This is a genomic window from Rhizobium sp. BK112, from assembly GCF_014193215.1.
GTDB lineage: Bacteria > Pseudomonadota > Alphaproteobacteria > Rhizobiales > Rhizobiaceae > Rhizobium > Rhizobium anhuiense.
In genome coordinates this window covers 47,726-74,721 of the sequence record NZ_JACHYZ010000006.1, presented here as the reverse complement: position 1 = coordinate 74,721, position 26,996 = coordinate 47,726, and the positions used below count along the sequence as shown (strand labels likewise).

Here is a 26,996-nt window from a genome sequence, read left to right as displayed (position 1 = left end):
GCGGCCGGGCGGCAACTGGCTCTCGCCCGAAAAGTAGCGAGAATGGAAAGACCGGCAACCGCTTGTCGGCGTTTGCCGGCCCCGTTGTCTCAGGCAGCCTGGCGGATCTTCGAGGGGCGAGTGGCCGCGGCCTTCTCCACCATCGCAGTAACTTCAGCGCGGCGGGCGCCAGAAAGCGGCAGGCGCGGCAGGCGGACACGTTCGGAGCCGCGGCCCATGATCTGTTCGGCGAGTTTGATCGACTGCACGAGATCGTGTTCGGCATCGAGATGCAGAAGCGGCATGAACCAGCGATAGATCTTGCGGGCCTCTTCCCAGTCGCCGCGTTCGGCGGCGGCCACCAGCTGCACGGATTCCTCCGGGAAGGCGCTGGTGAGGCCGGAGACCCAGCCCTTGGCGCCGAGCATCAGGCCTTCGAGCGCGACGTCGTCGAGACCGGCGAAGATATCGAAACGATCGCCGAATTCATTGATGAGATCGGTGAAACGGCGCGGATCCGGGGCGCTTTCCTTGACCGCCTTGATATTCGGCACGTCGGCAAGCACCTTCAGCACATCGGCGCCGATATTGACGCGGTAGGCCGGCGGGTTGTTGTAGAGCATGATCGGCAGCGAGGTCGCCTCGGCGACGGTGCGGAAATGCGCGATCAGCTCTTCCGGCTTCGGCACATAGACCATGGCCGGCAGCAGCATCAGGCCGTCGGCGCCGAGTTTTTCGGCGTCGCGGGCATAGGCGACGGCGCGGCGCGTGTCGAATTCGGACACGCCGGTGACGACGGGAACGCGGCCATTAACGACCTCGACGGCGGCTTTCAGGATCGTGCGCTTCTCATCGGGATCGAGCGAATTGTTCTCGCCGCAGGTGCCCATCACGATCAGCCCGTTGACGCCGTCGTTCACCAGCGCGTCCTGGACGCGCTGGGTCGCAGCCAGATCTACGGAAAGATCTTCGTTGAATTGTGTCGTTACGGCGGGGAATACGCCCTTCCATCCTGTTGTCATCGATCGACCTCCTTGAATTTGATTGCGTTATATACAAACTGTCGACAAGATTCAATCCGGCGCGATCCTGAAATTTGCAGGCGGAAGACTGCCGTTGCGGGAATCGGCCGAAACGCAATACAAGGCTCTCATGACAGCGGAGGCGCGGATGCAGAACGAGGCGGAGAATGTGCGGGTGCGCGGTTCCGGCACGCAGAGCGTCTATATCACGCTGCGCCGGGAAATCCTGTCGATGGCGCTGGAGCCCGGCAGTCCGCTCGATGAAGTGCGGCTGTCTGAACGGTTCGGGATGTCGAGGACTCCCATTCGCGAGGCGCTGTTGCGGCTCGCCGCCGATGGGCTGGTCACGACCCTGCCGAACAGGAACACGATCGTCGCGACGATCGATTTCGCCAGCCTGCCCACCTATTTCGAGGCGTTGACGCTGATGTACCGGGTCACGACGCGCGGCGCCGCCCAGCGGCGTAACCCCGAAGTCATGAAGGTGATCCGGTCGCATCAGAGGGACTTCGCCGATGCCGTTGCCGCGCGCGACGCCTATGCGATGATCGAGGCGAACCGCGAATTTCACGTGGCGATCGCCGAACTGGCCGGCAATTCCTATTATACGGCCTTCTTCGCCAGGCTGCTCGACGAGGGCCGGCGCATTCTTCGCTTGTATTATTCGACCTTCGACGACCGCCTGCCGCGCCAATTTGTCGACGAACATGAGGAGATGATCGCCGCGATCGAGGCCGGCGACGCCGAACGGGCCGATCAGCTGGCGATCGCTCACGCCGGGCAGATCGTCCGCCAGATCCAGGATTATATCGCTCGCGATCTCGACCGGCCGGTGGCAATCAGCATATCCTGAAGCAAGCGATAGAGCCGCCGGCGATCGCCTAATCAAGTATCATTAGTAAACGTTACTTGATTTTTCGTGTGTTGCAAGTTTGACTGTGGTCAAACCTCCAACCCCGAGGATAGGGTGATGGATTTGTTCAGGAAGAGGGACGATGACCCTGCTTTGCAGCAGCAAATGCCATTGCCATCACGATATAGAAATATATTAGGGATGCTTTCTATAGCGGTTGTTGTTTTATCTGTATTCTTGATATCGCTTGGCGCTTTAATTGAGGTTTTTGAGCCGGAATTTCCTCCGAACGTCATCCTCGACCAAATTCCCTTGAGCTACATCTCCTGGTTCATGATTACCTTCGGGATAACCATCGTTGTCATCAACGTGATTTTGGCAGCAAGACGGGAGTTTGCTCGAGAGAGAGCGGAAAGGATGCTTCCATCGGATACGGTGGAGATCAAAAGGCAGGCTTTGCGTGACCTGCGGACGCATCGAAACTGGTATGCGCGATCCTCCAGGGTCAATCAGTATCTCTGGAATTTTCTCACAATGGGGATCATCGTTCTGAGCGGCCTCTCTTCATTGTTCTCGGCCTATGGCACGGCCGTTCCCCAATGGCTTCCTATGATGAGCTCGGCGCTCGCGGCGCTTTTCGGTACGATCATCGTCCAATTCCGCATCCGGGATGCCTGGCAGTTGAGAGAGCAGGGAAGGATCGAAGCCGAGATGCTCGTCGCCGAGGCTCATCTCATTGATATAACGGATGAGCTTGAGACGCTCAAACAGGCCGTCGCTCTTAGAAAGCGCGCTCATGCGCTTGAAATGAAGCAGCTCAACCAGTTCTTCGTGGAGACTACCGCAGCCAATCCCTGAGCCCGTTGTCGGCATCCGGCGGCGGGACCGGCCGAGCCATTCTCCTGAGCGGGTATATGTCCGCTCAGGCAAGCGGGTCACCACCTTCTAATCCTGGACGCCTGGGGCACTCCCTGCCTTGAGCTTGACTTCGATGACCGGGACCACGATCTGAGGCCGGCGCACCTGCAGGACGAATGTCAGTTGATCCTCGCCGACGGGGAACTGGGTGTTTGCCCATAACGTATTGGCGGACGGGCGCAGCCAGGTGACCTCGCTGCCATCATGCAGGAATTGCGCATATTCGATCTTGCCCGCCAGCGCATCGAAATGCAGATGGCGATAGGGCCAGTTGAAGAGGTGGATATAGAGACGATCGCCATTCTGGGTCAGGCGGCAATCGGCCGGCGCGGTGAAGTCGGACTGGCTGCAGCCGACAATGCTGCGCTCGTGCAGCGCCATCCATTCCTCATAAGCGGCAAGGGCAGCTATCGCGCGGTGGTCGAGCGTGCCGCGCGCCGTCGGCCCGACATTCATCAGCAGATTGCCGCCCATGGCCACGGTGCCGACCAGCATCTGCACCAGTTGCTCCGTGCTTTTCCAGGTGTCCTCGTCGCGGTGATAACCCCAGGAGCCGCTGAGCGTGTGGCACGCTTCCCAGACGACGCGCTTGCCGTCGCGTAGCGGCCGGGCCCGCGGCATATATTGCTCCGGCGTGACGATATCGGGCTGCAGGCCGGCGAGATCGAGCCGGTTGTTGATGATGATATCAGGGGCGAGTTCGCGCACCAGGCGCACGAGTTTCTCGCTTTCCCAATCCTGATGGCCCTTTCCAACCAGTTCGCCGAGCTTCCACTGCGGATAGCTGAAATCGAACCACATGATGTCGATCTGGCCGAACTCGGTCAGCAACTCGCGCACCTGCTCGCGCATGAAGGCGGCATAGCGGCTGATATCCCGGCCTTCGTTGATTTTCAGCGCATCCGGATGATTGCGCTGCGGGTGGCGCGGATCGACCGTAAAGTCGGGATGATGCCAGTCGATCAGCGAATAGTAGAAGCCGATCCTCAGGCCCTCGGCGCGGAAGGCGTCGACGAAGGGGCGCAACAGATCTTTCCCATAAGGCGTGTTGGTCACCTTGAAGTCGGTGGCCTGGGTATCCCAGAGGCAGAAGCCTTCATGGTGCTTGGTGGTCAGCACCACATATTTCATGCCGGCGGCTTTTGCGCGCCTCGCCCATTCGCGTGGGTCGTAGAGATCGGGATCGAAGTGATCGAAATATTTCTGGTAGTCGGCGTCGTTCAGTTCTTCGCGGCTCTTGACCCATTCATGGCGTGCCGGCAGCGCGTACAGCCCCCAATGCACGAACATGCCGAACCGGTCGTGAACGAACCAGGCCTTCTTCTCCTCAGGCAGGGCCAGTGACTGCAGATTGTCGATATCCATCGGATATTCCTCCCGTTCCAAACTTTAAGATTGGAGCATGATGTCGTCCGAAGACCGCTCACACGTTTCGGCATCATGTTCCGGGGCGTTCAGGTCGTTTCACGGATGATGAGCTCCGACACGATGACGATGCCGTGCTGGCGGTTTCTGGTGGCGATGCGGCTGAGCAGCAGACGCACAGCTTCCTCCCCCATTTCCCGCTTCTGCACCCGCAAGGTGGTGAGCGCCGGAGACAGCAGTTCGGCCGTCGGAATGTCGTCGAAACCGATCAGGGCAATCTGCCCGGGGATCGAAATGCCGGCGGCTCGGCAGGCCTTCATGGCGCCGATCGCATTAAGATCGTTGTAGCAGACAAGCGCATCGATGCCGGGCGCTTCCGCCAGCAATTGCGCGGCCGCCGTCTGGCCGCCGGCGGCGGTGGGATCGCAATAGACGATGCCTTGCGCCTTCAGCCCGTGGGCCGCCAGCGTCTTGCGAATTCCGACAAGACGGCTCTTGCCGCCAAACGAACTGCGCGGCCCGGCGATGATCGCGATCTTGCGGCGTCCGCGCTCGACCAGATGGTCGATGGCGCGCGATGCTCCTGTCTCGTAGTCGGTGACGATCGTCCCGGCGACCTCGTTGGGCGCCTCGCGGTTGATGAGCACCACGGCCCGGTGGGGCGCAAGCGCCTTATGCAAGGCGGCATCGGGCAGTCGCGGGCTGCAGACGATGATCCCGTCGACCCGATGCCTGAGCAGCGTTTCGATGAGCTCTTCCTCCCGCTTGCTGTTCTCGACGACATTGGAAAGAAGCAGGTTGTAGCCGGCAGCGCTCGCGGCATCCTCGGCTCCCCGGATGACTTCGGGAAAAAACGGATTGGTGATGTCGGGAACGAGAAGGCCGATGGCCTTCGATCGATCGGACCGCAATCCGCGCGCAAAGGGATTGGGCCGGTAGTTGAGTTCGCTCGCCGCCAGAATAATCCGTTGACTGGTCTCCGCACTGGCTCCGCCCTGGTCATTGAGCACGCGCGACACCGTCATCGGCGACACTCCTGCGGCGCGGGCAACATCGGCGATGGTTATTTTGGATTCTGGCTCTTTAGGGCGGCTCAACGGGACTGTCTCTCGGAGGGGTTAGAAATTTACGATAACGATAACTAGCATAATTTCCCGGAAAGCCAAGGCAACTCCGGCTCAATGCAAGGCAGGGAGAATCTCTTTGACAAGATTGTACGGTAACGATAACGTTCGAGAAAGAGGAGAATACGTTAACGATAACCTAGAGCGGAAGGCCGGCCGCTGGGGCAGGCTTGAGGAATTGACGGGCGCCTGTATCTTTCTCGCTTCGGACGCTTCAAGCTATGTCAACGGTCACATAGTTTACGTGGATGGAGGCATGTCGGCATGTCTTTGAAAGTGACGAAGACACGGGAAGACCTGCGATCGGCGCGCTGGTTCGCATCCGAAGACCTGCGCGGCTTCGGCCATCGCTCGCGCCTGATGCAGATGGGCTACGACGCCGGCGATTGGGCCGGCAAGCCGCTGATCGGCATCCTGTCGACCTGGTCGGATCTCAATCCCTGCCACGCCCATTTCAAGCATCGCGTCGAAGACGTGAAGCGCGGCGTGCTCCAGGCCGGCGGCTTTCCGGTGGAAATGCCGGCGCTGGCGCTGTCAGAGAATTTCATGAAGCCCACGACCATGCTCTATCGCAACCTTCTGGCGATGGAGACCGAAGAGCAGATCCGGGCCCACCCGGTCGACGGCGTGGTGTTGATGGGCGGATGCGACAAGACCACGCCGGGCCTCATCATGGGGGCGCTCAGCGCCGGGGTTCCGATGATCTACCTGCCGGCGGGGCCGATGCTGCGCGGCAATTATGCCGGCCAGCAGCTTGGATCGGGATCGGATGCCTGGAAATATTGGGACGAACGGCGCGCCGGAACGATATCCGATAAACAATGGGCCGGCATCGAGGCCGGCATTGCCCGTTCCTACGGCCATTGCATGACGATGGGCACGGCCTCGACCATGACCGCGATTGCCGATGCGATGGGTCTGACGCTGACGGGGGTATCGTCCATTCCCGCGCCCGATGCCAATCATATCCGAATGTCGGCCCAGTCAGGACGGCGGATCGTCGACATGGTCTGGGAGGATCTGACGCCGGACCGGATCGTGACGCCGGCGGCGGTGCGCAATGCGGCGACGGTCGCCATGGCGACAGGCTGTTCGACCAACGCGGTCATCCATCTGCTGGCGATGGCGCGCAGGGCAGGGGTCGCGCTGACGCTGGATGATCTGGACGCGCTCGGCCGCACCACGCCTGTCGTGGCCAATATCCGCCCTTCCGGAAAGACCTATCTGATGGAAGACTTCTACTATGCCGGCGGCCTCGTGGCGCTGATGTCGCAGATCAGGGAGCGGCTGGATCTCAGCGCCATGACGGTTTCGGGCGAACCCCTGGGTGCGGCGCTGGCCGACGCGAAGGTCTATAATGACGATGTGATCCGGCCGCTTTCCAACCCGATCTACCCGGAGGGATCGCTGGCCGTGCTCAAGGGCAATCTGGCGCCCGATGGCGCGGTGATCAAGCCGGTGGCCTGCGACCCGCGCTTCCATGTCCATCAAGGTCCCGCCCTGGTTTTCGACAGCTATCCCGACATGAAGGCCGCAGTCGAGGACGAGACGCTTGATGTGACGCCCGATCACGTGATGGTGCTGCGCAATGCCGGGCCGCTCGGCGGTCCCGGCATGCCGGAATGGGGCATGCTGCCGATGCCCAAGGCACTGCTGAAACAAGGGCATCGCGACATGCTGCGGCTATCGGATGCGCGCATGAGCGGCACCAGCTACGGCGCCTGCGTGCTGCATGTGGCGCCCGAAGCCCATGTCGGCGGCCCGCTCGCCCTTTTGCAGAATGGGGACATCGTCAGGATCGACATTCCCAACCGCCGGCTGGACATGCTGGTCGACGAGGTCGAACTGGCGCGGCGCCGTGCCGCCTGGGTGAAGCCCGCCGACCGTTTCGGTCGTGGCTACGGCTGGATGTACGCGTCGCATGTCAGCCAGGCCGACAAGGGCTGCGATTTCGACTATCTGCTGCCGGAATTTGGCCCGGCGGCAGGGGAACCGGATATTTTCTAGCCAGACATTTTCCAGGAGGACATGCAGGCATGACGACACTTTCCGACAGCACGCGCGACAAACTCATGAAGGTCAGCGTTGCCACCATCAGCACCGCGCTGTTCAAGCGCGGCCTGCGCAACCAGACCATTCAGGATGTGCAGCCGGTCGCCGGCAAAGGCCGGAACATGGTCGGCCCGGCCTATACGCTGCGGTACATTCCGGCGCGCGAAGACCTGAACACGCTCGAGGTTTTCCGCAATCCGGAGCATCCGCAGCGCGCCTGCGTCGAAAGCTGCCCGGCCGGGGCGGTACTGGTGATGGACAGCCGCAAAAATCCGCGCGCCGCATCCGCCGGCTCTATTCTGGTGACGCGGCTGATGGTGCGGGGCGTGGCAGGCGTCGTCACCGATGGCGGGTTTCGCGACAGCCCGGAAATTGCCGGGCTGGGGATCCCCGCCTATCACAACCGCCCGTCGGCGCCGACCAATCTGACGCTGCATCAAGCGCTCGACATCAATGTGCCGATCGGCTGCGGCGATGTGGCGGTGTGGCCCGGCGATATCATGGTGGGCGACGATGAAGCTGTGATCGTCATTCCGGCCGAATTGGCCGACGAGATTGCCGATGAGGCGGTGGAAATGACGGCTTACGAGGATTTCGTCACAGAACGGGTGCTGGCCGGTCAATCGATCATCGGCCTCTATCCGGCAACACAGCCGGGCAATATCGAGGATTTTGCCGCCTGGCGTGCCAAGCATGGTCGTTAGACCTGGCGATTTTCAGGGATGGGGGTGGTTTTCAATTCGCCCGCGACCCGTCCGTCGATCCCGAAAGCCGGGTCAACGACGGCAGGACGCGCAGGCGGCTGACGCCGCCTGCGGGGGGAATACGTCCCGCGGCCTTGTTCCGGGGAGAGGAACTCGACCGAAGAGGTTGTCACTGAGATCGGCAGGAATCGCCCGTATCGGGTTGCGACCCTCTTGCCATTGCAACGCCGCCGATCTTCTCTGCCGCAGTGCGCGCCAAAGCAGCCATCGCTGGCCTTGCCCTCCCTTGGAAAGTTCGGGCTTGAAGGTGATCGTCGTGTGATCGTTGGATGAATGCGCTTCTGTGTCGGCGGTTTCCGGCTCGTTCAGGTCGTCGACGTGTGTGAAAATGACAGGGATGACGATGAGGCTGAGCAGCATCGACATCAACAGCCCACCGGTCACCGCGATCGCCATAGCCAGGGAGTGGTGGCGTCCAAGAGGGTATTGAACTCGATCTAATCCGGAGCATGTCATCAATCACCCCGTTCCACCAATTGAAATGTCTTCCGACAGAGCATCACACCCTTTTCGAGCGTTTTGCATTGGGTCTGATTCGCTCCTAAGTCTTAAGAAACGAGGCGCTGTGTCGCACTGATTTGAAATATAAAACTGAATTATCATAATAGAGCGTGCGCTCAAGAAAGTATAACAATACTCATAGCTTGATTTAAACTTGAGAATGCATCGCGAAGCCTCGGCAAGTATGACTTTCCGCTCCGCGAAGCGGCAACGCAGAATATTTCGATGTGCCTTGGACACACGACACTCCGGATTGAGCTGAGGTCGAACTCTAATAGCTGTTCGGATGTTAAGCGCGGTTAAGAAAGTGTAAAGTTTGGTAAAGATTCAGACGAGGGCAGTTGCCACCAAGGCGATGCGTGCCTGGACTTTCCACACGGTGCAGGACGCGCAGGCGGCACGATGCCGCCTGCGGGGGCATTACGTCCCGCGGTCTCGTTCCGGGGGAGAGGAACTCGACCGAAGAGGTTGACGATCACCAGGCGTCGCCCTTATCGGGCGCGGGACCTTCTGGCCAATAACCCGGCGAGAGCAGTCATCTCTGACCTTGCCCCCGCTTCGAAAGCTCAGGCTTGAAGGTGATCGTCGTGTGATCGTTGGATGGATGCGGTTCGGCGGTTTCCGGGCCGGTCCGGTGAACGAGGCGCCTGAGCGCCTCGTTCAAGTCGTCGACGAAGGTGAAGATGACAGGGATGACGACGAGGCTGAGTAGCGTCGACATCATCACCCCGCCGATCACCACGATCGCCATCGGCTGCCGGAAGCTGGAATCGCCGCCTGTCAGGCTGAGGGCCACCGGCAGCATACCGGATGCCATGGCAATGGTGGTCATGATGATCGGTCGCGCGCGTTTGTGGCATGCATCCACAAGAGCATTGAACCGGGGCATGCCCTGGCGGCGCGACATGATCGCGTATTCGATCAGAAGGATCGAATTCTTCGTCACCACGCCCATGAGCATGAGCAGCCCGATGACGGCCGCCATCGAGAAGCTGGTTCCGGTCACCACCAGCGGCACCAGCGCGCCGCCGAGCGAGAGCGGCAGAGCCATCAGAAGCGTGAGGGGCTGCAGGAAGTCGTGGAAGAGCAGAACGAGGATCGCGTAGATGCAGAAAACCCCGATTGCCATCGCCAGACCAAAGCTCTGGAACAGCTCCGAACTGCGCTGGAGTTCTCCCTGTTCGACAAGGGTGACGCCCGACGGCAGATGCTGAAGCGCCGGCAGCGCCTGCGCCTCGCGGTTGACGTCGCCCAGGATGCGGCCGTTGAGCTCGACTGAAAGAGTGACATTGCGCATACGATCGATGCGGTCGATTTCCGACGGGCTGCCGCCGATCCGGATATCGGCAATCGACCCGAGATCGACATTGCCGTTCGTCCCAGACACCCGCATGTTCTTGATGTCGTCGAGTTTGGTGCGCGTCTCGGGGCTGAAGCGGACGACGATGGGAACCTGGCGCTGCGGCAGGTTGAGCTTCGGCAGATCGGCGGAATATTCTCCATCCGTCGCCACGCGCACGGCCTCGGCGATGGCGCTCGACGTCACCCCGAGCGCTGCTGCGCGGGCGAAATCGGGCGTGATCTGGATCTCCGGCGCCTGCCTGGCCGCGGTCGATGTCACCGCGCCGATGCCCTGAAGCGTGCGCAGCTGTTCTTCAAGCGCCGTGCTGGCGCTGTCGAGCGCGTTGGCGTCGTCACTGGCAAGGGTGATCTCGAGCTTCGTGCCGTTGCCGCCGCCGCCAACGGCGATCCGCACACCGGGAAGGACCGAGAGAGCCTGCCGGATGTCGTTTTCGATTTCCGACTGTTTGCGGTCGCGCTCGCCGATGGGTGGCAGCACGGCGACGATCGTCGCGGATCCGACGCTGCTCGAGGTGCTGGAATCTGGGCCGCCGCCCGAGGATGCCGAACCGACCGCGGAAAAGACATGCGTCACGTCCTGGAGCTTGCCGATGATATCGGCGGCCTGCCTGGTCGTGGCGTCTGTCTGCTCGATGGTGGCGCCCGGCTGCATGGTGAGCGTGATCTGGGCCCGCGCGTCGTCGGAAGCGGGCAGGAAACCGGATTTCAGGAGCGGGATCGTGGCCAGCGAAAGCCCGACGACGACGGCGGTCACGGCCACCGTGATCTTCCTGTGGTTCATGGCGGCTTTCACGATTGCCATATAGGCGCGCATGATGCGGCCGTCCTTTTCCTCTTTCGGATGGGCCTTCATGAAATAGGCGGCCATCATCGGCGTCAGCAGGCGTGCGACAACGAGCGAAACGAGGACGGCGACCGCGGCGGTGATACCGAACTGGCGGAAGATGAGCCCCGGTATGCCGCTCATGAAGGCCGTCGGCAGGAAGACGGCGACCAGGGTGAAGGTGGTGGCGATGACCGCGAGCCCGATCTCGTCGGCCGCCTCCAGAGCGGCGTCGATCGGCCGCTTGCCCATCTGCAAATGGCGGGCGATGTTCTCGACTTCGACGATGGCGTCGTCGACGAGGATGCCGACGACGAGCGACAGTGCAAGCAGGGTGACGATATTAAGGCTGAATCCGGCCAGGTACATGACGAGGAAGGTCGGTATGACGGACAATGGCAGCGCCACGGCCGACAGGATCGTCGCACGCCAGTCCCGGAGGAAGAGCCAGACGACGACGATCGCCAGGATCGCGCCTTCGTACAGCATGTGCATCGAACCGTCGTAATTGTCGAGGATCGGCCCGATCGTGCTGTAGGCCTCCTCGATCTGCACGTTGGAATGCTTGGCCGCAAACTCCTTCATTGCCTTGTCGACGTCCGCGGCGACACCACTGTCCGAAAAGCCGTTCGAGCGCTTGATCTCGACCGCCACCACCGGTTTGCCGTCGAGATAGGCCATCGAAGATCGCTCCGCGAAGCTGTCGGTGACGGATGCGACGTCGTCGAGGCGAACCTGCTGCCCGTTGGCGAGGGGAATTCGCAGTTCCTTCAGCGCGTCGACCGAGGCAACGGCGCCGAGCGTGCGCAAGGTCTGACGGGTGCCGCCAATCTCTCCGAGGCCACCTGAGGTATCGGCCTGAACCGATTTCAACTGCGCCGACACAGTGGTCGCCGTGACGCCGAATGCGGCCATCGTCGTCGGATCGAGGTCGACGTGAACCTCGCGATCGACACCACCGATACGATTGACCTGTCCAACGCCCGGCACCGAGAGCAGCGCCTTGGTCAGATCGTTGTCGATGAACCAGGAGAGCTCGGTTTCGTTGAGGACGGAAGACCGGACAGCATAGGTGACCAGCGCCGAATTCTGCACGGTGACTTTGCTGACGCTTGGCGTCTGCATCTGCGCCGGCAGATCGGACTTTGCGCTGTCCACGGCATTGCGCACTTCGTTCAAGGCGGTCTCGCTGTCCTTCTCCAGTTTGAAGGAGACGCTGATCGACACCGAGCCGTCGGTAATCGTTGTCGTGATGTGGTCGAGATAGCTCAGCGAGGCAAGATTGTCCTCGATCGTGCGGGCGACCTCGGTTTCCAGCTGCGAAGGTGCGGCGCCGTCGAGCGTCGCAGTCACTTTGATGGTCGGGAGATCCATATCAGGGAAGTTCTGCACCGCCAGATGCTTGAAGGCCAGCAGGCCGCCGACGGCAAGCATCGCAAAGAGCAGGATCGCCGGTACGGGATTGCGGATTGAAAATGCGGAAAAGTTCATCAGCCTTCTCCCGCGACTTTCACGAGATCGTTGTCCGACAGAAACGCTCCGCCCGACGTCACCACTCTCGCCGATTTATCAATGCCCGAGATGATCTCGACTTCGCCGTCATTGCGGCGCCCGGTCTCGACCCGCACCCGTTTTACCCGCTTGTCCTCGCCGACCGCAAAGACGTAGTTGATCCCGTCACGGAAAACGATCGCGGTCTCGGGAACCGTCAGCGCCGGCGTGGTCCTGAGTTCGACGGTGCCGGTGACATAAAGACCGGTGCGCGGCTGAACGTCCTGGGGAAGGGTGACATAGACGATCGCCCGGCTCGTATTGGTGTCGATCGAAGGTCCGACGAGCCTCACCTTGCCCTGAATGCGGCGTCCGTCCGGCCCGTCGATGTCGACGCGCAATCCTTCCGAAATGCGCGAGAGGTAGCGGGCGGAAACCTCGGCCTGCCATTCGACCCGCTGCTGGCGGACCATGCGAAACAATTCGCTGCCGGAGGAAACGACGGCGCCGAGCTCGGCCGAGCGCGAGGTTATCAGACCGTCGTCGACGGCCGTGACGGTTGCCTGGTCTAGCTTGATCTTCTGGCTGTCGAGCGCTGCCTCTTCGGATTGGAGACTTGCCGCCGCGGTCTGTTCGTCGGCAAGATATTCGACGATCTTCTCGTCCGAGAGGGCGCCGGAGGGTTGAAGCTGGCGAGCGCGATCGGCATTGGCCTTTGCCTTTGTGAGGTTTGCCTTCGCGGTCACGACGGCCGCCTCCTGCTTGCGAAGATCGGCCTGCACACTGTCCTGCGACATCAGGACGAGGGTCTGCCCCTTCTTAACCACGGAGCCGACATCGGCCAGGATTTCGGTGATGCGAAGTCCGCTCGTCTCGGAGGCGATGATGGCTTCCTGCCAGGGTTTCAGCCAGCCGCTTGCCGGAACGGTTTCCGGCCAGTCCCGCTCAGCCGGCGCCATCAGCGAGACGGTCAGGGCGGGGGCGGCGGCTTGATCCGCCACGGCACTGCGCAGCGGCAGCAGAAGCGCTACCGCAATAAGAGCGGTGGCGAATATTCCAGATGGTTTTCTCAACGATGCACTCCTTGTGGTCAAAGGCATCGCTGCCCTTTCCCGGTCCGCGCCAACTTGGCGGATGATTGCCACTCATGCGCGGCAACCGGCCTCGACGCGCGTCCATGTCATGGCAGGATAAGTAACGGGGCGAACGTTAAGTGCGGTCAAGTTAGTGTTAAGATAGGTAAAACTCGCTCACGCGACGGTGTTTGTGCTGTATGGCTTCATCGAATTAATGACGGACGAAGTGAATGAACAAGGTTCTCCTCATCGACGACGATGCCGAGCTGACGACGCTTCTGCAGGAATATCTCGTTGAAGAGGGATATGACGTCGTAACGGATACGGACGGTCGCGCTGCCATTGCCGCTGCTGCCGGCAATACGGTCGATATCATCGTGCTCGACATCATGATGCCTCGGATGAACGGGATCGAGGTTCTGCAGAGGATCAGGAAGCTCAGCCAGGTTCCGGTGCTGATGCTGACTGCAAGGGGCGATGACGTGGACAGGATATCGGGCCTCAATCTCGGTGCCGACGACTATGTGCCGAAGCCATGCTCGCCGGGCGAACTGGCGGCGCGGCTGCGCGCCATCCTGCGCCGGGCGGCGCAGCCGGCAGCCGGCGCGTCGACCGACACGATCAGGGCGGGGCAGCTCGTGGTCCATCCGGGCAGCAGGATCGCCGAATGGCGCGGAGAAAGCCTGGAGCTGACCGGCACCGAGTTCAGCCTGCTCGAAGTGCTTGCCCGCAGTGCCGGCCAGCTCGTGTCGAAGCAGGACATCTCGAAACGGGCCTTCGGCAAGCCGCTGACCCCGTTCGATCGCCGTATCGACGTCCATATCAGCAGCGTGCGCCAGAAGCTCGGACTGCGGGAGGACGGGCAATCCTGGATCCAGTCCGTTCGCGGCCAGGGCTATCAACTTCTCGTGGACTGACCATGCCTAGGCTTTTCTGGAAATTCTTCGCGACGATCTGGTTGACGCTTGCAACGACGCTCACTGTTATCATCGTGATCGTCAACCTCTTTCAGATCCCGCCGCCTGGCCGCGATCGGGAATACCAGGAGCGAGCGATCATTCTGAAGCTGACCGCGAACGTCCTCGCAAGGGATGGGGAGGACGCCGCAGAGCGCTTCATCCGCACAAGTGAAGATACGGTGCCGCTGGGCCTGACGCTTTCGAAAACCATGGAGTCGCCTGCGTGCGGAGACGAGGGTAGGGCAGAGACGAAGTCCATTCTGAAGGACGGAATTTGCTACCGGATCTCCGTGGCGCCGGAAGCGAACTTCCTTCTCAACGTGGTGGATAACCTGGCGCTGCTGGTGCCTTGGCTTTCGATTTTCGTTTCGAGTACGGTCGCTGCCGCAGCACTCGCCCGCTATCTCATTCGACCCGTCGTGCATCTGCGCGACGGCCTGAGCGCGCTCGCCCATGGCCGCTTCGACTTCCGTATCGGCGACCAGATGGCCGGCCGAAAGGATGAAGTCACTGCGCTGGCGCATGACTTCGATTCCACCGCCGCGCGGCTTCAGGAGCTTCAGGATGCGCAGCAGCGGCTGTTCCATGATGTCTCCCATGAATTGCGTTCGCCCCTGTCCCGCCTGCAGGCTGCCGTCGGCGTTCTTCGGCAGAGCCCGGCCAAACTCGGCGCCATGCTGGACCGAATGGACCGGGAGGTTGAACGGCTCGACGCGCTGGTCGGCGAAGTTCTGACCCTTGCCAGGCTCACCGCCGGCTCCGGCCTGCCGCTGAAGACCCAGCCCCTGGATGTCATCGAACTGCTGAATGAAATCCTTGGCGACGCCGCATTCGAAGCCCAGGCACGAGATGTGTCGATCACGACAAGCGTCGACGGCAGCTTCCGCGCCGAGGTCGAAGGCGAGCTGCTCTACCGAGCACTCGAAAACGTCGTGCGCAACGCCGTCAAATACACGGCCGAACATTCGCACATATCCGTGTCTTGCGAGGCGGCGGCCGAGCGCCTCAAAATCTGCGTCACCGATCGGGGGCCAGGTGTGAGGCGCGACGAACTCGAACGCATCTTCCAGCCGTTCTCACGCGGGAAAGAGGCGGTTCCAAGAGGCGGATACGGCCTGGGTCTTGCCATCACCCGGCAGGCCATCGAGCGCCATGGCGGGCGTGCGCATGCGTCGTTGCCTGACGCCGGAGGCCTGGCGATCACGCTGGAACTTCCGAGACGGCCGACGCCCTATAGTTCGGTTGATGATCAAGCATCCCGGGATTTTACCTAACTTTACAGTTTCTTTACCGCCATTAACGCTGGCCTCGCTAAGCCTGGATCTCCGATCCCGGTTCAGAAAGCTTGCCAGTGAGTCCGTCGCTCCGCACCAGACTATCATCCCTCCGCTACGCCGCATCCGCCTTCACGCTGCTGCTCGCAGGCTGCGTCAGCGGTCCGGATCACGTTCCCCCTGAGATGCCGCTTCCCGCCAAATTCGAAGAGGGCACCACCAAAAGCAACGGCAATGTCGTGACGGCTGAGTGGTGGAAGGCCTATCGCGACAAGCGGCTCGACGGCTTGGTGGCCCATGGCCTCAGCGAAAACCTCGATGTGCTGCAGGCGCTCGAGAGCATCAATTCGGCTGCCGCCAATGTCACGGTTGCCGGCGCCGGCGGTCTGCCGAGCCTCAGTGTCGACGCTTCGCACACGGTATCCGGTGAAAAGGGGCGGCTGCGCACGACGGTCGGCACCACGAATACCACAGGCGGTGAGGCCAGCCTTTCCTGGCTGCTCGACATCTTCGGCCAGTACCGTCGCTCCAAGGAGAGTGCCATCGCCTCGCTGGGAGCCGCCTATGCGACGGCCGACAATGCAAAGCTCACCTTCCTGAAAGACCTTGTCGAGAGTTATATCGACGCCCGCTATTACCAGGAGCGCATCGCGCTTGCACAGGCGAGCTTGAAATCCCGCCAGCAAACTTACGAACTCACGCAGTTGCAGCTCAAGGCAGGTGCGGCCTCCCGCCTCGACGTCGTTCAGGCCGAGGGCCTTGTGCAGTCGACAAAGTCCGACATTCCCGGCCTCGAACAGAGCTTCACCGAATCGGCCCATCACATTGCCACGCTGCTCGGGATGCCGGCGGCCTCGCTGATGGACGAGCTGCAGAAAAGCGCCGGTCAGCCGGTTTTCCGCGGCGATATTCGCGCCGGCATTCCGGCCGATCTCATCCGCAACCGTCCTGATATAAGAAAGGCCGAACGCGAGCTGGCGGCGGCCGTCGCCGATATCGGTGCTGCCGAAGCCCAGCTTTATCCGTCGATCTCGCTCTCCGGTTCGATTTCGCCGAGCTGGGTCAAATCATTGGGCGCCAGCGGCTCGAGCCTCACCAGCTGGTCCTTCGGACCGACGCTCAACTTGCCGATCTTCGACGGCGGCAAATTGCGCGCAAATGTCGATATCGAGAAATCCGATGCGAGGGCGCAGTATCTCGCCTGGAAAGCGGCGGTGCTGAACGGGGTCGAAGAGGTGGAAAACGCACTGTCGGCAGTTCGCCGCGACACGCAGACACTGGCGCCGTTGCGCAGGCAGGTGCAGACGGCGGAGGAATCCCTGGCACTGTCGACCGCAAGCTACAAGGACGGCGCCTCGTCGTTGCTCGATGTCCTCGACGCCCAGCGGTCGGTTTCCGATGCTGAGGCAAGCCTTGCCGCTACCGTGCAGCAGGTTGCCAAAGACTATGTGGATCTCTATGTCGCCGTCGGCGCCGGTTATCTCTCGCCAGAAGTGCCTGTCGCCTCCGAGCAGGCGGCGAAATCGGGCTGATCGGCAGAAGGCGGTCAAACGCGTTCCCTGACTATCGTCCTGATATCTCCAGGATGCGGAGCGCGAGCTTGAGATGCGGCAGATCCAGCATGCGCCCGTCAAGTTGAATGACACCTGCGTCGGGCCTCGCGGCAAAGGCGGCGGCGACTTTCTCCGCCCAGGCGATCTCGGATGCATCCGGCGTAAAGGCGTGGTTGATCGTTTCGACCTGGCTCGGATGGATGGCCATCATGCCGGAAAAGCCGTCGCGCCGGGCGCGGCCGACATAGGCCCTGAGACCGCTATGATCGTGGAAATCGGGATAGACGGTGTCGATGGCCGGAACGGCGGCGGCATGGGCGGCAAATAGCGTCAGCGAGCGGGCAAGCTCGTAAGGCGGCGTGTAACGGCCATCAGTCCTGCGCGCGGTCGCAGCCCCGATCGCGGCGGGCAGATCCTCGGCACCCCAGGTCAGGCCGCAGAGGCTGGCCGCGACGTCCCGGTAGCTGCCGATCTCGAAGATCGCCGACGGCGTTTCGGTTGCGATCGGCAAGATGGGGATTTCAGGTGCAAGTGAGCCTGCGAGCTTCAGCACCGAAGCCGCCCCCTCGGCCTTCGGCAGCATGATCGCGAAAGGATGGAGGCCACTCAGAGCGGCAAGGTCGTTTTCGAACTCCGGGGAGGCGAGGGGATTGATGCGGATCAGGAGATTGGTTTCGCCGGTCTGGCGCAGGACGAATTCGTGGACGGCCTGGCGGGCGCGTGGCTTGTTGGCGGGTGCAACCGAATCTTCGAGATCGAGAATGACGGCATCGGCGCCCGAGGCGAGTGCTTTCTCGAAACGCTCCGGCCGATCGCCGGGCACGAAGAGCAGCGAGCGAAGTCTCATGACGGCTTTACCTTCAGCATGGCGGTGCGCAGGCACTGGCAGACGATCTCGCCGCGCTGGTTCAGGGTGATGTGCCGGAAGGTGACGATGCCGGCGTCGGGGCGGGAGTTCGAGCGGCGCAGTTCCGTCACCTCCGTTTCCACCCGCAGCGTGTCGCCGATGAAGACCGGCTTCGGCATCGTCACCTTGTCGTAACCGAGATTGGCGACGAGCGTGCCGAGCGTTGTGTCGCCGACCGAAAGGCCGACGGTGAGCGCAAAGGTGAAGGTGCCGTTGACGACGATCCGGCCGAATTCCGTGCCGGCCGCATAATCGGCATCGAGATGCAGGGGCTGCGGATTGTGGGAAAGCGTCGTAAACAGCAGGTTGTCGGTCTCGGTGACCGTGCGGCGGATCTCGTGGGCGATGCGGTCGCCGAGCGTCCATTCGTCGAAATAGCGGCCGGCCATCAATCCAGCTCCTTCGTGACGGTGACGACCAACTGGTTCTCCGAGACCCTGGCGCCGGTGGAAACCTGCAGTTTTCCGATAATGCCGTCGAAAGGCGCGCGCAGCGAATGCTCCATTTTCATCGCTTCGACCGTCAGCAGACGCTCCCCCTTGGCGACACGATCGCCTTCGGCGACATCCACCGAGATGACGAGGCCGGGCATGGGCGACAGGATCGCGCCATCACCCGCGCCCTGGCTCGCCTCGATCTCGCTCGCGACGGGCAGGCTGATCGGCCAGGCATTGCCGGCGTCGAAAAGCACGGTCGTTTCACCTGATGTAACGGTATTTGCCTCAAGCGCCGCGCGTGATTGCCCCCAATAGAGGTGACCGTCGATGCGGACGCGCACGCGGCCGTCGCTTGGCCCGGCGATGCGAAAACCGGAAAGTGCCGACCAGGGATCAGTGTCGGTTTTCTTCGAAAGCACCGTGGCCGCCCTGTCGATTGCCGTTTCATCCGGCTCCTTCGCTGCAAGGCTATCACCGTGGCGGTCGAGGAAGCCGGTGTCGATTCGCGCGGCGCGAAAATCCGGATTGGTGGCGATGCGGGCGAGAAGGCCGGCATTGGATCTGACCGGCCAGACCTCGATGCCGGCGCAGGCGGTTGCGAGCTTCGAAAGTGCGGCCTCGCGGTTCGGTCCATGTGCAATGATCTTGGCGATCATCGGATCGTAGAAGGCAGTGATCTCATCGCCCTGTTCGACGCCGCTATCGACGCGGACCGTTTGCGGCAGCCGCAGATGGTCGAGCCTGCCGTTCGAGGGCAGATAGCCGGCGGCAGGATTTTCGGCATAGAGCCGGGCTTCGAAAGCCCAGCCGTTCATGACGATCTCGTCCTGCATTTTCGGCAAGGGCTCGCCGCTCGCGACCTTGAGCTGCCAGAGCACCAGATCCTCGCCTGATATGGCCTCGGTGACGGGGTGCTCCACCTGCAACCGCGTATTCATCTCCATGAACCAGATGCGATCGTCGCGAAGGCCCTCCGACGCATCGGCGATGAATTCGATGGTGCCGGCGCCGACATAGTTGACCGCTCTTGCGGCTTTCACCGCCGCCTCGCAGATCGCCGTGCGGGTGGCGGCATCGAGGCCGGGGGCAGGGGCCTCCTCAATCACCTTCTGATGACGGCGCTGCAGCGAACAATCGCGTTCGAAGAGGTGAACGCAGTTTCCGAGCGTGTCGGCGAAAACCTGCACCTCGATATGGCGCGGATTGGCGATATAGCGTTCGATCAGAACGCGGTCGTCGCCGAAAGAGGTGGCCGCCTCGCGGCGGCAGGAGGCGAGAAATTCGACGAAATCCTGCGCGCGGTCGACGCGGCGCATGCCCTTGCCGCCGCCGCCGGCAACCGCCTTGATGAGCACGGGATAACCGATGGCCTCAGCTTCCGCCGCCAGCCGCTCTTCGCTCTGGTCCGGTCCGAGATAACCGGGCGTCACCGGCACGCCAGCTGCCTGCATCAATTCCTTGGCGGCATCCTTGAGCCCCATCGCCCGGATGGCCGCCGGGGGTGCGCCGACCCAGACGATGCCGGCCTTCTCCACTGCCTCAGCAAATCCGGCATTTTCCGAAAGGAAACCGTAGCCGGGATGGATCGCGGCAGCGCCGGTTTTCCGGGCGGCCTCCAGAATGCGCGTCTCAGAGAGATAGCTTTCGCGGGCTGGCGAGGGGCCGATGGCGATCGCCTCGTCCGCCTCTCGCACGAAGGGCAGGCCGGCGTCGTCTTCGGAGTAGACGGCGATGGTGCGGATGCCGAGCGACTTGGCGGTGCGGATGATGCGGCGGGCGATTTCACCCCGGTTGGCGACGAGAAGACTTTCCATCATCACGCATCACATCCTGAACAGGCCGAAGCGCGGCCCTTTCGGGATCGGCGCATTCAGGCAGGCGGAAAAGGCAAGGCCCAGCACGTCCCGCGTCTGGCGCGGATCGATGATGCCGTCGTCCCAGAGGCGGGCTGTGGCGTAATAGGGATTGCCCTCCACCTCATAGCCGGCGCGGATGGGCGCCTTGAAGGCTTCCTCCTCTTCCACGGGCCAATTCTCACCGCGCGCTTCCATGGAGTCTCGGCGGATGGTGGCAAGCACGGAGGCGGCCTGTTCGCCGCCCATCACGCTGATGCGGCTGTTCGGCCAGGTGAAGAGGAAGCGCGGGCGATAGGCGCGACCGCACATGCCGTAATTGCCGGCGCCGAAGCTGCCACCGATGATGACGGTGACCTTCGGCACGGTCGCGGTTGCAACAGCCGTCACCAGCTTGGCTCCATCCTTGGCAATGCCGCCGGCCTCATAACGGCCGCCGACCATGAAGCCGGAAATATTCTGCAGGAAAAGCAAGGGTATGCGCCGCTGGCAGGCGAGCTCGATGAAATGGGCGCCCTTCAGCGCACTTTCGGAAAACAGCACGCCGTTATTGGCGATGACGGCGACCGGCATGCCCCAGATGCGGGCGAAACCGCAGACCAGCGTGGTGCCGTAGAGCGGCTTGAACTCATGCAGTTCCGAGCCATCGACGATCCGTCCGATGACCTCGCGCACGTCGTAGGGTGAACGCACATCATCCGGGATGAGACCGCAGAGATCTTCGGGATCGAGTTTCGGCGGTCGCGGCGGCTGGAGGTCGATATCGACTGATTTCACAGTGTTGAGGGTGGCTGCGATATCGCGCACGAGCAGCAGCGCATGTTCATCGTTCTCGGCGACATGATCGACAACGCCGGAGCGGCGGCCATGGGTCTCGGCGCCGCCGAGCTCTTCGGCCGAGATGATCTCGCCGGTCGCGGCCTTCACCAGCGGCGGACCGGCGAGGAAGATCGTGCCCTGATTGCGCACGATGACCGTCTCGTCGGACATGGCGGGCACATAGGCGCCGCCGGCGGTGCAGCTTCCCAACACGCAGGCGATCTGTGGGATTCCCTCGGCCGACATCTGGGCCTGGTTGTAGAAGATCGCGCCGAAATGGTCGCGGTCGGGAAAGACGTCGGCCTGATGCGGGAGATTGGCGCCACCGCTATCGACCAGATAGAGGCATGGCAGCCGGTTCTGCAGAGCAATCTCCTGCGCCCGCAGATGTTTCTTCACCGTCAGGGGGTAATAGGCGCCGCCCTTCACCGTCGCGTCATTGGCGACGATCATCACCTCGCGGCCGGAAACACGGCCGATGCCTGTTATGATGCCGGCGCCGGGCGCCTCATCATCATACATGCCGTTGGCCGCCAGCGTGCCGATCTCCAGGAACGGGCTGCCGGCATCGATGAGCAGCTGGATGCGGTCGCGCGGCAGGAGCTTGCCCTTGCCGGTATGGCGCTCGCGTGCTGCCTGCGATCTACCCTCGCGCGCTTTCGCCGAGCGGTCGTGGAGTTCGTCGCTAAGGGCCTTGTTCTTGGCTGTATTGGCCTTGAAGGTCTGGCTACCGCGGTCGATCGCCGTCGAAATCACCGTCATGATGCAATGAGCTCCCGGCCGATCAGGTAGCGGCGGATCTCATTGGTGCCGGCGCCGATATCGTAGAGCTTGGCGTCGCGCAAAAAGCGTTCGACCGGCCATTCCTTGGTATAGCCGGCGCCGCCGAGTGCCTGGATCGCTTCCAGCGAGACCTTCACGGCATTCTCGCTGGCAAAGAGGATCGCGGCGGCCGCATCCGTGCGCGTCGCGCGGCCGGCATCGCAGGCCCGGGCGACGGTATAGACATAGGCGCGCGCCGAATTCAGCGCGACATACATGTCGGCGATCTTGCCCTGCATCAGCTGGAAGTCACCGATCGGCTTACCGAACTGTTTGCGATCGCTGACATAGGGCAACACGACGTCGAGGCAGGCCTGCATTATGCCAAGCGGCCCGGCGGCGAGCACTGCGCGCTCGTAGTCGAGGCCGGACATCAGGATCTTCACGCCTTCTCCCTCCCGGCCCATCAGCGCCTCGGCCGGCACCTCGCAATCCTGAAAGACCAGTTCGGCGGTATCGCTGCCGCGCATGCCGAGCTTGGAGAGTTTCTTGGAGACGCTGAAGCCCGGCAGGCCCTTTTCGACGATGAAGGCGGAAATGCCTTTCGGGCCGGCTGCGGGATCGGTCTTGGCATAGACGACCAGCACATCGGCATGCGGCGCGTTGGTGATCCAGAATTTGGCGCCGTTCAGAACATAGCGGTCCCCCTTTTTCTCGGCACGCAAGCGCATGGAGACGACATCGGAACCGGAGCCCACCTCGGACATGGCAAGCGAACCCACATGTTCGCCGGAGATCAGTTTCGGCAGATGACGGCGTTTCTGTTCCGGCGAGGCCCAGCGGCGGATCTGGTTGACGCAGAGATTGGAATGGGCACCGTAACTCAAGCCCACGGAAGCCGAGGCCCGTGAAATCTCCTCCATGGCGACGACATGATCGAGATAACCGAGACCGGCTCCGCCGAATTCTTCCTCGACGGTAATCCCATGCAGGCCGAGGGCGCCCATCTCAGGCCAGAGCTGGCGTGGAAACGTGTTGCTTTCGTCGATTTCCGCAGCCAGCGGAGCAATATGAGCGGCAGCAAACCGCGCCGTCGTTTCACGGATCGCGTCCGCGGTTTCGCCGAGCGAAAAATCAAACATGGCACTCCTCCCGCTGAAATATGTAGCGCGGGTTGCGGCGGGGTCAAAGTGCCCTTGAATGATACGGGTGGAGAGCCCTGAGAATTCTCGTCGAGGGCGCGTGAACGCCATTTTCTTGAAAAGATGGAAAATATGGAATATATGGAAATTAAACCGGAGAGTATAGTCATGCGACAGTTCACGACAGGTGATCTCAATAAACAGATTGGTGATGTCACCGATGTCGCGAGCCGCGAGCCGGTTATTCTTACCCGCCACAACAAGCCCCGTTTCGTGCTGATGAGCTATGAACACTATCAGCGGATGCGCAGCGGCGAGGACCCGCGTCGCGCGCATCACATTTCGGAGATGCCGGATGAGCATGCCGAATTGTTCGGCGAGGCGATTGAGCGACTGGCGCGCGGGGAAAGTTACGACGATGAACCATGAGTTTCGCCCTGGCGAGGTGATAACCTATCCCTATCTCTGGGCATGGCAGCAGCAGCGTGGTGAGACGGAGGGGCGCAAACAGCGCCCGGTCTGTGTCATCATTGCGATCCGCAGTGCGAGCGATGGAAATACGCATCTCGCCCTTCTGGCAATCACCACGCAACAGCCGCCGTCGGGAAGGGCTGCGCTGGAAATTCCCGATATCGAACGTCGGCGTGCTGGTCTCGGTGATCTCAAACAAAGTTGGATCGTCGTCGACGAATACAATTACGATATCGTCGAGCGTTCCTGGTACATCGAGCCTCATCAGGAGGTTCTTGGTCGCTTCAGCAAGTCCTTCGTGATGAAGATTGCCGTCATGTTCGCGAACGCGCGGGGCCGGTCAGAACGAGTCAATCGATTCGACTGACATCCTCTCGATTTTCCGTTCCGTCCCGCCGAAAGGCCTCAGGGCTCTTGCCTATCCATTTCCTGAAGGCCCGGAAGAAGGCGCTCGGCTCGGAATAGCCGAGCTGGACGGCGATCTCGCCGATGGTCTTCGGCGTGTTCAGCAGCAGGTCGACGGCGAGATCCCGGCGGATGTCGTCCTTGATGGCGGCATAGCTTTGTCCCTCGTCGTGCAGGCGGTGGCGGAGCGTGGAGGGCGGCATGCGCATATCGGCGGCAAGCTCGGCAAAACTCCGCCACATGGCAGGCGTTGCCTGACTCAAGCGGCGGCGGACGGCGGCGGCGATACCGGCATCATAGCGGTAGCGCACCAGAATATTGGCGGGCGCGCCGCGCAGGAACTGCTTGAGCGCCTGTTCGCTGCGTGAAATCGGCAGGTCGAGCAGGGTGTTGTCAAAGCCCAGCCGGCTGATGGCTTGCGAGAAGCGCACCGGCGCACCGAAGAAAAGCCGGTAGTCAGCGCCCTGTTTGGGCTCGGCGCAGCGGAAGTCGACGCGCCGGATCGGAATGCGCCGGCCGACCAGCCAGCAGATAATGCCGTGCAGGATGATCCAATAGGTGCGATAGGCGAAGGCCGAACGCGGGCCGCCGGCATCCCGAAGCTCGACCTCGGCCAGACCGTCGCGGATGACGAGCTGTCCCCTGGGATCGTCGAGCACGATATCGAGGAAACGCAGCGCCCGACGAAGCGCATGACCCAGCGTCGGCGCATGCAGCACAGAGTGGCAGAGCAGTGTGAAGCTGCCGCTGCGCATCGGTCGGCCGCCCATGCCGAAGAATTCGTCGTCGAGCTCGGCGGCGATGGCCAGCCACAGCGCGCCGTAGGTTTCTGCCGAGACCGGCTGGTCGACCCGGGGCAGTCCCACGCGCGCAAGAATAGGCTGCGTCGGCTTATCTAGTCGCCGCAGGCTGTCGAGCGCCTCCTCGACAAAGGCCGGCGCAATCATCCGTCGCTCGATTTCGGCCACCCCACCCTCGCTATGGCAAAACTGGCCGAAATAATGGAGCATTTCTGTCATCGCTTGCAATAGGTGGAGCGAATAGAATCGTACCCGTCGGTTGCGCTTGGAGGCGGTCGCCGCCGGCAGGGAGGAACAGATTCATGTTGATCCAAGGAGCAAGCTTCATCGTCACCGGTGGTGGCTCCGGCCTCGGTGCTGCCACGGTGCGCGCGCTTGTCGAGGCAGGCGGGCGCGTGACGATCGCCGACCTCAATGCCGAAGCGGGCGAACATGTCGTCCGGGAATTCGCAAGCGCTGCACAGTTCGTCAAGGCCGACGTGGCCGATGAGAAGCAGGGAGCAGCAGCGATTGCCGCTGCCGTCGAAGCCTTCGGCGGCTTGCGCGGCTTGGTGAATTGCGCCGGCGTCGCACCGGCCGAAAAGGTGATCGGCCGCGACGGGCCGCATCGGCTCGAAAGTTTTGCCCGCACGGTCGGAATCAATCTCATCGGCACGTTCAACATGATCCGGCTTGCCGCCGCAGCGATCCAACAGACCGATCCGGATGCCGAAGGCGAACGCGGCGTCATCGTCAATACGGCCTCGGTCGCCGCCTTCGACGGTCAGATCGGCCAGGCAGCCTATGCCGCCTCCAAGGGTGGGGTGGCGGCGATGACCTTGCCGATCGCCCGCGAGCTTGCGCGTCACGGCATTCGCGTCGTCGCGATCGCGCCCGGCATTTTCGAGACGCCGATGATGGCTGATATGCCGGCTGAGGTTCAGGCCGCACTCGGCAAGAGCGTGCCCTTTCCACCGCGGCTCGGCCGGCCGGCGGAATTTGCCGGGCTGGTGCGCCATATCTTGGAAAACAACATGCTGAACGGCGAGGTCATCCGCCTCGACGGCGCATTGCGGATGGGCGCGCGGTGAACGCGTCGCCCCAAGGAGGAAAGATGGTTTTGCAGGATCCCATCGTCATCGTCGGTGCAGCGCGCACCCCGATCGGCAGCTTTCAGGGAGAGCTGAAAGAGGCGACAGCGCCGGAGCTTGGAGCGACGGCGATCCGCGCAGCGCTTGAGCGCAGCCGCATCGCGGCCGAGGCGATCGAGGAGGTTATCTTCGGTTGTGTCCTGCCGGCCGGGCAGGGCCAGGCGCCGGCGCGCCAGGCGGCGATCCATGCCGGCCTGCCTTTCGCGACGGCGGCCAGCACCGTCAACAAGATGTGCGGCTCGGGCATGAAGGCCGTGATGATGGCGCATGACCTGATCGCCGCAGGCAGCGCCTCGGTGGCGGTTGCAGGCGGCATGGAAAGCATGACGAATGCGCCCTATCTCCTTGACAAGGCCCGTGGCGGCTACAGGCTCGGCCATGGGCGTGTCGTGGATCATATGTTCCTCGACGGGCTGGAGGATGCTTATGACAAGGGGCGCTTGATGGGCAGCTTCGCGGAGGATTGCGCCGAGGCCTATCAGTTCACGCGCGAGGCGCAGGACAGCTACGCCATCGCCTCGCTGACGCGGGCGCAGAAGGCGATTGCCGAAGGCTGTTTCGACCGCGAGATCGTGCCGGTTACGGTGAAATCCGGCAGGACTGAGCAGGTGGCGAGCCGCGACGAACAGCCCGGCAAGGCGAAGCTCGACAAGATCCCGACGCTGAAACCGGCCTTCCGAGACGGCGGCACGGTGACTGCCGCCAATTCCAGCTCGATTTCCGATGGCGCGGCAGCCCTCGTGCTGATGCGCCGTTCCGAGGCGGAGCATCGCGGCCTCAAGCCGCTTGCCACCATCCTTGGCCATGCCACCCATTCGCAGGCGCCCAATCTTTTCGCTACCGCACCGATCGGTGCGCTGCAGAAACTGTCCGATCGCACCGGCTTATCGTTGTCGGAGGTCGATCTTTTCGAAATCAACGAGGCCTTTGCCGTCGTCACCATGGCGGCGATGCGCGATCTCAACCTGCCGCATGAGAAGGTCAATGTGCATGGCGGCGCCTGCGCGCTCGGCCATCCGATCGGCGCTTCGGGGGCCCGGATCCTGGTGACGCTGCTTGCGGCGCTGGAGCGCTACGATCTGAAGCGCGGCATGGCGGCGCTCTGCATCGGCGGCGGCGAGGCGACCGCCGTCGCCATCGAGCGGCAATAGGAG

Annotated in this window: 22 protein-coding genes and 2 pseudogenes; 12 read left to right on the top strand and 12 right to left on the bottom strand. The window is 62.3% G+C overall.

From position 1 onward, the window contains the following. Positions 1-89: 89 nt before the first annotated feature. Positions 90-1,001: a dihydrodipicolinate synthase family protein gene (locus FHT75_RS17910; RefSeq protein ID WP_063475872.1), complete on the bottom strand. Its 912-nt coding sequence runs from the start codon at positions 999-1,001 to the stop codon at positions 90-92. 148 nt (positions 1,002-1,149) lie between these two features. Between FHT75_RS17910 and FHT75_RS17905 the strand changes: the two genes are divergently transcribed. Together FHT75_RS17905 and FHT75_RS17900 are read left to right on the top strand one after the other, a co-directional pair. Then, positions 1,150-1,854, top strand: a complete 705-nt coding sequence (locus FHT75_RS17905; protein ID WP_183845089.1) for a GntR family transcriptional regulator — start codon at positions 1,150-1,152, stop codon at positions 1,852-1,854. A 117-nt stretch (positions 1,855-1,971) separates the two neighbouring features. After that, positions 1,972-2,712 (top strand): DUF4231 domain-containing protein, encoded by a 741-nt coding sequence (locus FHT75_RS17900; RefSeq protein ID WP_063475873.1) that lies wholly within the window; start codon positions 1,972-1,974, stop codon positions 2,710-2,712. Between the two features lie 87 nt (positions 2,713-2,799). Here the strand turns inward: FHT75_RS17900 and FHT75_RS17895 are convergent, their stop codons facing one another. Next, positions 2,800-4,137 carry an alpha-L-fucosidase gene (locus FHT75_RS17895; protein WP_183845088.1) on the bottom strand — a complete coding sequence of 446 codons (1,338 nt, stop codon included), beginning with the start codon at positions 4,135-4,137 and terminating at the stop codon, positions 2,800-2,802. An 89-nt stretch (positions 4,138-4,226) separates the two neighbouring features. Next, positions 4,227-5,234 (bottom strand): LacI family DNA-binding transcriptional regulator, encoded by a 1,008-nt coding sequence (locus tag FHT75_RS17890; protein WP_183845087.1) that lies wholly within the window; start codon positions 5,232-5,234, stop codon positions 4,227-4,229. Between the two features lie 178 nt (positions 5,235-5,412). Here FHT75_RS17890 and FHT75_RS17885 point away from each other — a divergent pair. The 3 genes and pseudogenes from FHT75_RS17885 to FHT75_RS17875 all read left to right on the top strand — a co-directional run. Beyond that, positions 5,413-5,535: pseudogene (locus FHT75_RS17885) on the top strand (SDR family oxidoreductase); the annotation flags it as partial. Then, positions 5,526-7,268 (top strand): L-arabinonate dehydratase, encoded by a 1,743-nt coding sequence (gene araD, locus FHT75_RS17880; protein ID WP_183845086.1) that lies wholly within the window; start codon positions 5,526-5,528, stop codon positions 7,266-7,268. The pseudogene FHT75_RS17885 and the gene araD, both read left to right, overlap by 10 nt. A gap of 29 nt (positions 7,269-7,297) precedes the next feature. Then, the gene (locus tag FHT75_RS17875) at positions 7,298-8,017 is read left to right on the top strand and encodes a ribonuclease activity regulator RraA (RefSeq protein WP_097630232.1); all 720 of its coding nucleotides are present in this window, start codon (positions 7,298-7,300) and stop codon (positions 8,015-8,017) included. Positions 8,018-8,284: 267 nt separating this feature from the next. On the opposite strand, the pseudogene FHT75_RS36495 reads toward FHT75_RS17875, so the two are convergent. The 3 genes and pseudogenes from FHT75_RS36495 to FHT75_RS17860 all read right to left on the bottom strand — a co-directional run. Further along, positions 8,285-8,473, bottom strand: a pseudogene (locus FHT75_RS36495) (hypothetical protein); the annotation flags it as partial. A 640-nt stretch (positions 8,474-9,113) separates the two neighbouring features. Beyond that, positions 9,114-12,254, bottom strand: a complete 3,141-nt coding sequence (locus tag FHT75_RS17865; RefSeq protein ID WP_183845085.1) for an efflux RND transporter permease subunit — start codon at positions 12,252-12,254, stop codon at positions 9,114-9,116. Beyond that, on the bottom strand, positions 12,254-13,354 hold the full coding sequence (locus FHT75_RS17860) for an efflux RND transporter periplasmic adaptor subunit (RefSeq protein ID WP_179869489.1): 1,101 nt from the start codon (positions 13,352-13,354) through the stop codon (positions 12,254-12,256). The genes FHT75_RS17865 and FHT75_RS17860 overlap by 1 nt, the downstream gene beginning before the upstream one ends. 206 nt (positions 13,355-13,560) lie before the next feature. Between FHT75_RS17860 and FHT75_RS17855 the strand changes: the two genes are divergently transcribed. The 3 genes from FHT75_RS17855 (at position 13,561) to FHT75_RS17845 (ending at position 17,095) form a co-directional block, all read left to right on the top strand. Continuing rightward, complete coding sequence (locus FHT75_RS17855; protein ID WP_097622504.1) at positions 13,561-14,247, top strand: response regulator; 687 nt, start codon at positions 13,561-13,563, stop codon at positions 14,245-14,247. A gap of 2 nt (positions 14,248-14,249) precedes the next feature. Next, the gene (locus FHT75_RS17850; RefSeq protein WP_183845084.1) at positions 14,250-15,563 is read left to right on the top strand and encodes an ATP-binding protein; all 1,314 of its coding nucleotides are present in this window, start codon (positions 14,250-14,252) and stop codon (positions 15,561-15,563) included. A 77-nt stretch (positions 15,564-15,640) separates the two neighbouring features. Beyond that, positions 15,641-17,095: an efflux transporter outer membrane subunit gene (locus tag FHT75_RS17845; protein WP_183845083.1), complete on the top strand. Its 1,455-nt coding sequence runs from the start codon at positions 15,641-15,643 to the stop codon at positions 17,093-17,095. A 31-nt stretch (positions 17,096-17,126) separates the two neighbouring features. Here FHT75_RS17845 and FHT75_RS17840 read toward each other — a convergent pair whose 3' ends face one another. Genes FHT75_RS17840 through FHT75_RS17820 form a run of 5 tightly spaced genes read right to left on the bottom strand, consistent with a single transcriptional unit; the run spans position 17,127 to position 23,036 of the window. Continuing rightward, positions 17,127-17,963, bottom strand: a complete 837-nt coding sequence (locus FHT75_RS17840; RefSeq protein ID WP_097630235.1) for an HpcH/HpaI aldolase/citrate lyase family protein — start codon at positions 17,961-17,963, stop codon at positions 17,127-17,129. Next, entirely contained in the window at positions 17,960-18,412 is a 453-nt protein-coding gene (locus FHT75_RS17835) for a MaoC family dehydratase (protein ID WP_097542480.1), read from the bottom strand. Before FHT75_RS17835 ends, FHT75_RS17840 begins: the two co-directional genes overlap by 4 nt. Beyond that, positions 18,412-20,277 carry an acetyl/propionyl/methylcrotonyl-CoA carboxylase subunit alpha gene (locus FHT75_RS17830; RefSeq protein ID WP_183845082.1) on the bottom strand — a complete coding sequence of 622 codons (1,866 nt, stop codon included), beginning with the start codon at positions 20,275-20,277 and terminating at the stop codon, positions 18,412-18,414. Before FHT75_RS17830 ends, FHT75_RS17835 begins: the two co-directional genes overlap by 1 nt. A gap of 6 nt (positions 20,278-20,283) precedes the next feature. Next, on the bottom strand, positions 20,284-21,894 hold the full coding sequence (locus tag FHT75_RS17825; protein WP_183845081.1) for a carboxyl transferase domain-containing protein: 1,611 nt from the start codon (positions 21,892-21,894) through the stop codon (positions 20,284-20,286). Beyond that, complete coding sequence (locus FHT75_RS17820) at positions 21,891-23,036, bottom strand: isovaleryl-CoA dehydrogenase (protein WP_097542477.1); 1,146 nt, start codon at positions 23,034-23,036, stop codon at positions 21,891-21,893. The genes FHT75_RS17825 and FHT75_RS17820 overlap by 4 nt, the downstream gene beginning before the upstream one ends. 168 nt (positions 23,037-23,204) lie before the next feature. Between FHT75_RS17820 and FHT75_RS17815 the strand changes: the two genes are divergently transcribed. Together FHT75_RS17815 and FHT75_RS17810 are read left to right on the top strand one after the other, a co-directional pair. Further along, positions 23,205-23,465, top strand: a complete 261-nt coding sequence (locus FHT75_RS17815; RefSeq protein ID WP_097542661.1) for a type II toxin-antitoxin system Phd/YefM family antitoxin — start codon at positions 23,205-23,207, stop codon at positions 23,463-23,465. Then, positions 23,455-23,874 (top strand): hypothetical protein, encoded by a 420-nt coding sequence (locus tag FHT75_RS17810; RefSeq protein ID WP_183845173.1) that lies wholly within the window; start codon positions 23,455-23,457, stop codon positions 23,872-23,874. Before FHT75_RS17815 ends, FHT75_RS17810 begins: the two co-directional genes overlap by 11 nt. Here the strand turns inward: FHT75_RS17810 and FHT75_RS17805 are convergent. Then, positions 23,858-24,922, bottom strand: a complete 1,065-nt coding sequence (locus FHT75_RS17805) for an AraC family transcriptional regulator (protein ID WP_246712942.1) — start codon at positions 24,920-24,922, stop codon at positions 23,858-23,860. The genes FHT75_RS17810 and FHT75_RS17805 overlap by 17 nt on opposite strands. 92 nt (positions 24,923-25,014) lie before the next feature. Here FHT75_RS17805 and FHT75_RS17800 point away from each other — a divergent pair, with 92 nt between their 5' ends. Together FHT75_RS17800 and FHT75_RS17795 are read left to right on the top strand one after the other, a co-directional pair. Next, the gene (locus tag FHT75_RS17800) at positions 25,015-25,782 is read left to right on the top strand and encodes a 3-hydroxyacyl-CoA dehydrogenase (RefSeq protein WP_183845080.1); all 768 of its coding nucleotides are present in this window, start codon (positions 25,015-25,017) and stop codon (positions 25,780-25,782) included. Between the two features lie 23 nt (positions 25,783-25,805). After that, complete coding sequence (locus FHT75_RS17795; RefSeq protein WP_183845079.1) at positions 25,806-26,993, top strand: acetyl-CoA C-acyltransferase; 1,188 nt, start codon at positions 25,806-25,808, stop codon at positions 26,991-26,993. Positions 26,994-26,996: the final 3 nt, after the last annotated feature.

What these genes read in the sequence shown, in the direction of transcription:
- FHT75_RS17910 (WP_063475872.1), bottom strand. Translation starts at nt 1,001, where the DNA reads ATGACAACAGGATGGAAGGGCGTATTCCCCGCCGTAACGACACAATTC.
- FHT75_RS17905 (WP_183845089.1), top strand. Translation starts at nt 1,150, where the DNA reads ATGCAGAACGAGGCGGAGAATGTGCGGGTGCGCGGTTCCGGCACGCAG.
- FHT75_RS17900 (WP_063475873.1), top strand. Translation starts at nt 1,972, where the DNA reads ATGGATTTGTTCAGGAAGAGGGACGATGACCCTGCTTTGCAGCAGCAA.
- FHT75_RS17895 (WP_183845088.1), bottom strand. Translation starts at nt 4,137, where the DNA reads ATGGATATCGACAATCTGCAGTCACTGGCCCTGCCTGAGGAGAAGAAG.
- araD (WP_183845086.1), top strand. Translation starts at nt 5,526, where the DNA reads ATGTCTTTGAAAGTGACGAAGACACGGGAAGACCTGCGATCGGCGCGC.
- FHT75_RS17875 (WP_097630232.1), top strand. Translation starts at nt 7,298, where the DNA reads ATGACGACACTTTCCGACAGCACGCGCGACAAACTCATGAAGGTCAGC.
- FHT75_RS17865 (WP_183845085.1), bottom strand. Translation starts at nt 12,254, where the DNA reads ATGAACTTTTCCGCATTTTCAATCCGCAATCCCGTACCGGCGATCCTG.
- FHT75_RS17860 (WP_179869489.1), bottom strand. Translation starts at nt 13,354, where the DNA reads ATGCCTTTGACCACAAGGAGTGCATCGTTGAGAAAACCATCTGGAATA.
- FHT75_RS17855 (WP_097622504.1), top strand. Translation starts at nt 13,561, where the DNA reads ATGAACAAGGTTCTCCTCATCGACGACGATGCCGAGCTGACGACGCTT.
- FHT75_RS17850 (WP_183845084.1), top strand. Translation starts at nt 14,250, where the DNA reads ATGCCTAGGCTTTTCTGGAAATTCTTCGCGACGATCTGGTTGACGCTT.
- FHT75_RS17840 (WP_097630235.1), bottom strand. Translation starts at nt 17,963, where the DNA reads ATGAGACTTCGCTCGCTGCTCTTCGTGCCCGGCGATCGGCCGGAGCGT.
- FHT75_RS17835 (WP_097542480.1), bottom strand. Translation starts at nt 18,412, where the DNA reads ATGGCCGGCCGCTATTTCGACGAATGGACGCTCGGCGACCGCATCGCC.
- FHT75_RS17830 (WP_183845082.1), bottom strand. Translation starts at nt 20,277, where the DNA reads ATGATGGAAAGTCTTCTCGTCGCCAACCGGGGTGAAATCGCCCGCCGC.
- FHT75_RS17825 (WP_183845081.1), bottom strand. Translation starts at nt 21,894, where the DNA reads ATGACGGTGATTTCGACGGCGATCGACCGCGGTAGCCAGACCTTCAAG.
- FHT75_RS17820 (WP_097542477.1), bottom strand. Translation starts at nt 23,036, where the DNA reads ATGTTTGATTTTTCGCTCGGCGAAACCGCGGACGCGATCCGTGAAACG.
- FHT75_RS17815 (WP_097542661.1), top strand. Translation starts at nt 23,205, where the DNA reads ATGCGACAGTTCACGACAGGTGATCTCAATAAACAGATTGGTGATGTC.
- FHT75_RS17810 (WP_183845173.1), top strand. Translation starts at nt 23,455, where the DNA reads ATGAACCATGAGTTTCGCCCTGGCGAGGTGATAACCTATCCCTATCTC.
- FHT75_RS17805 (WP_246712942.1), bottom strand. Translation starts at nt 24,922, where the DNA reads ATGCTCCATTATTTCGGCCAGTTTTGCCATAGCGAGGGTGGGGTGGCC.
- FHT75_RS17800 (WP_183845080.1), top strand. Translation starts at nt 25,015, where the DNA reads ATGTTGATCCAAGGAGCAAGCTTCATCGTCACCGGTGGTGGCTCCGGC.
- FHT75_RS17795 (WP_183845079.1), top strand. Translation starts at nt 25,806, where the DNA reads ATGGTTTTGCAGGATCCCATCGTCATCGTCGGTGCAGCGCGCACCCCG.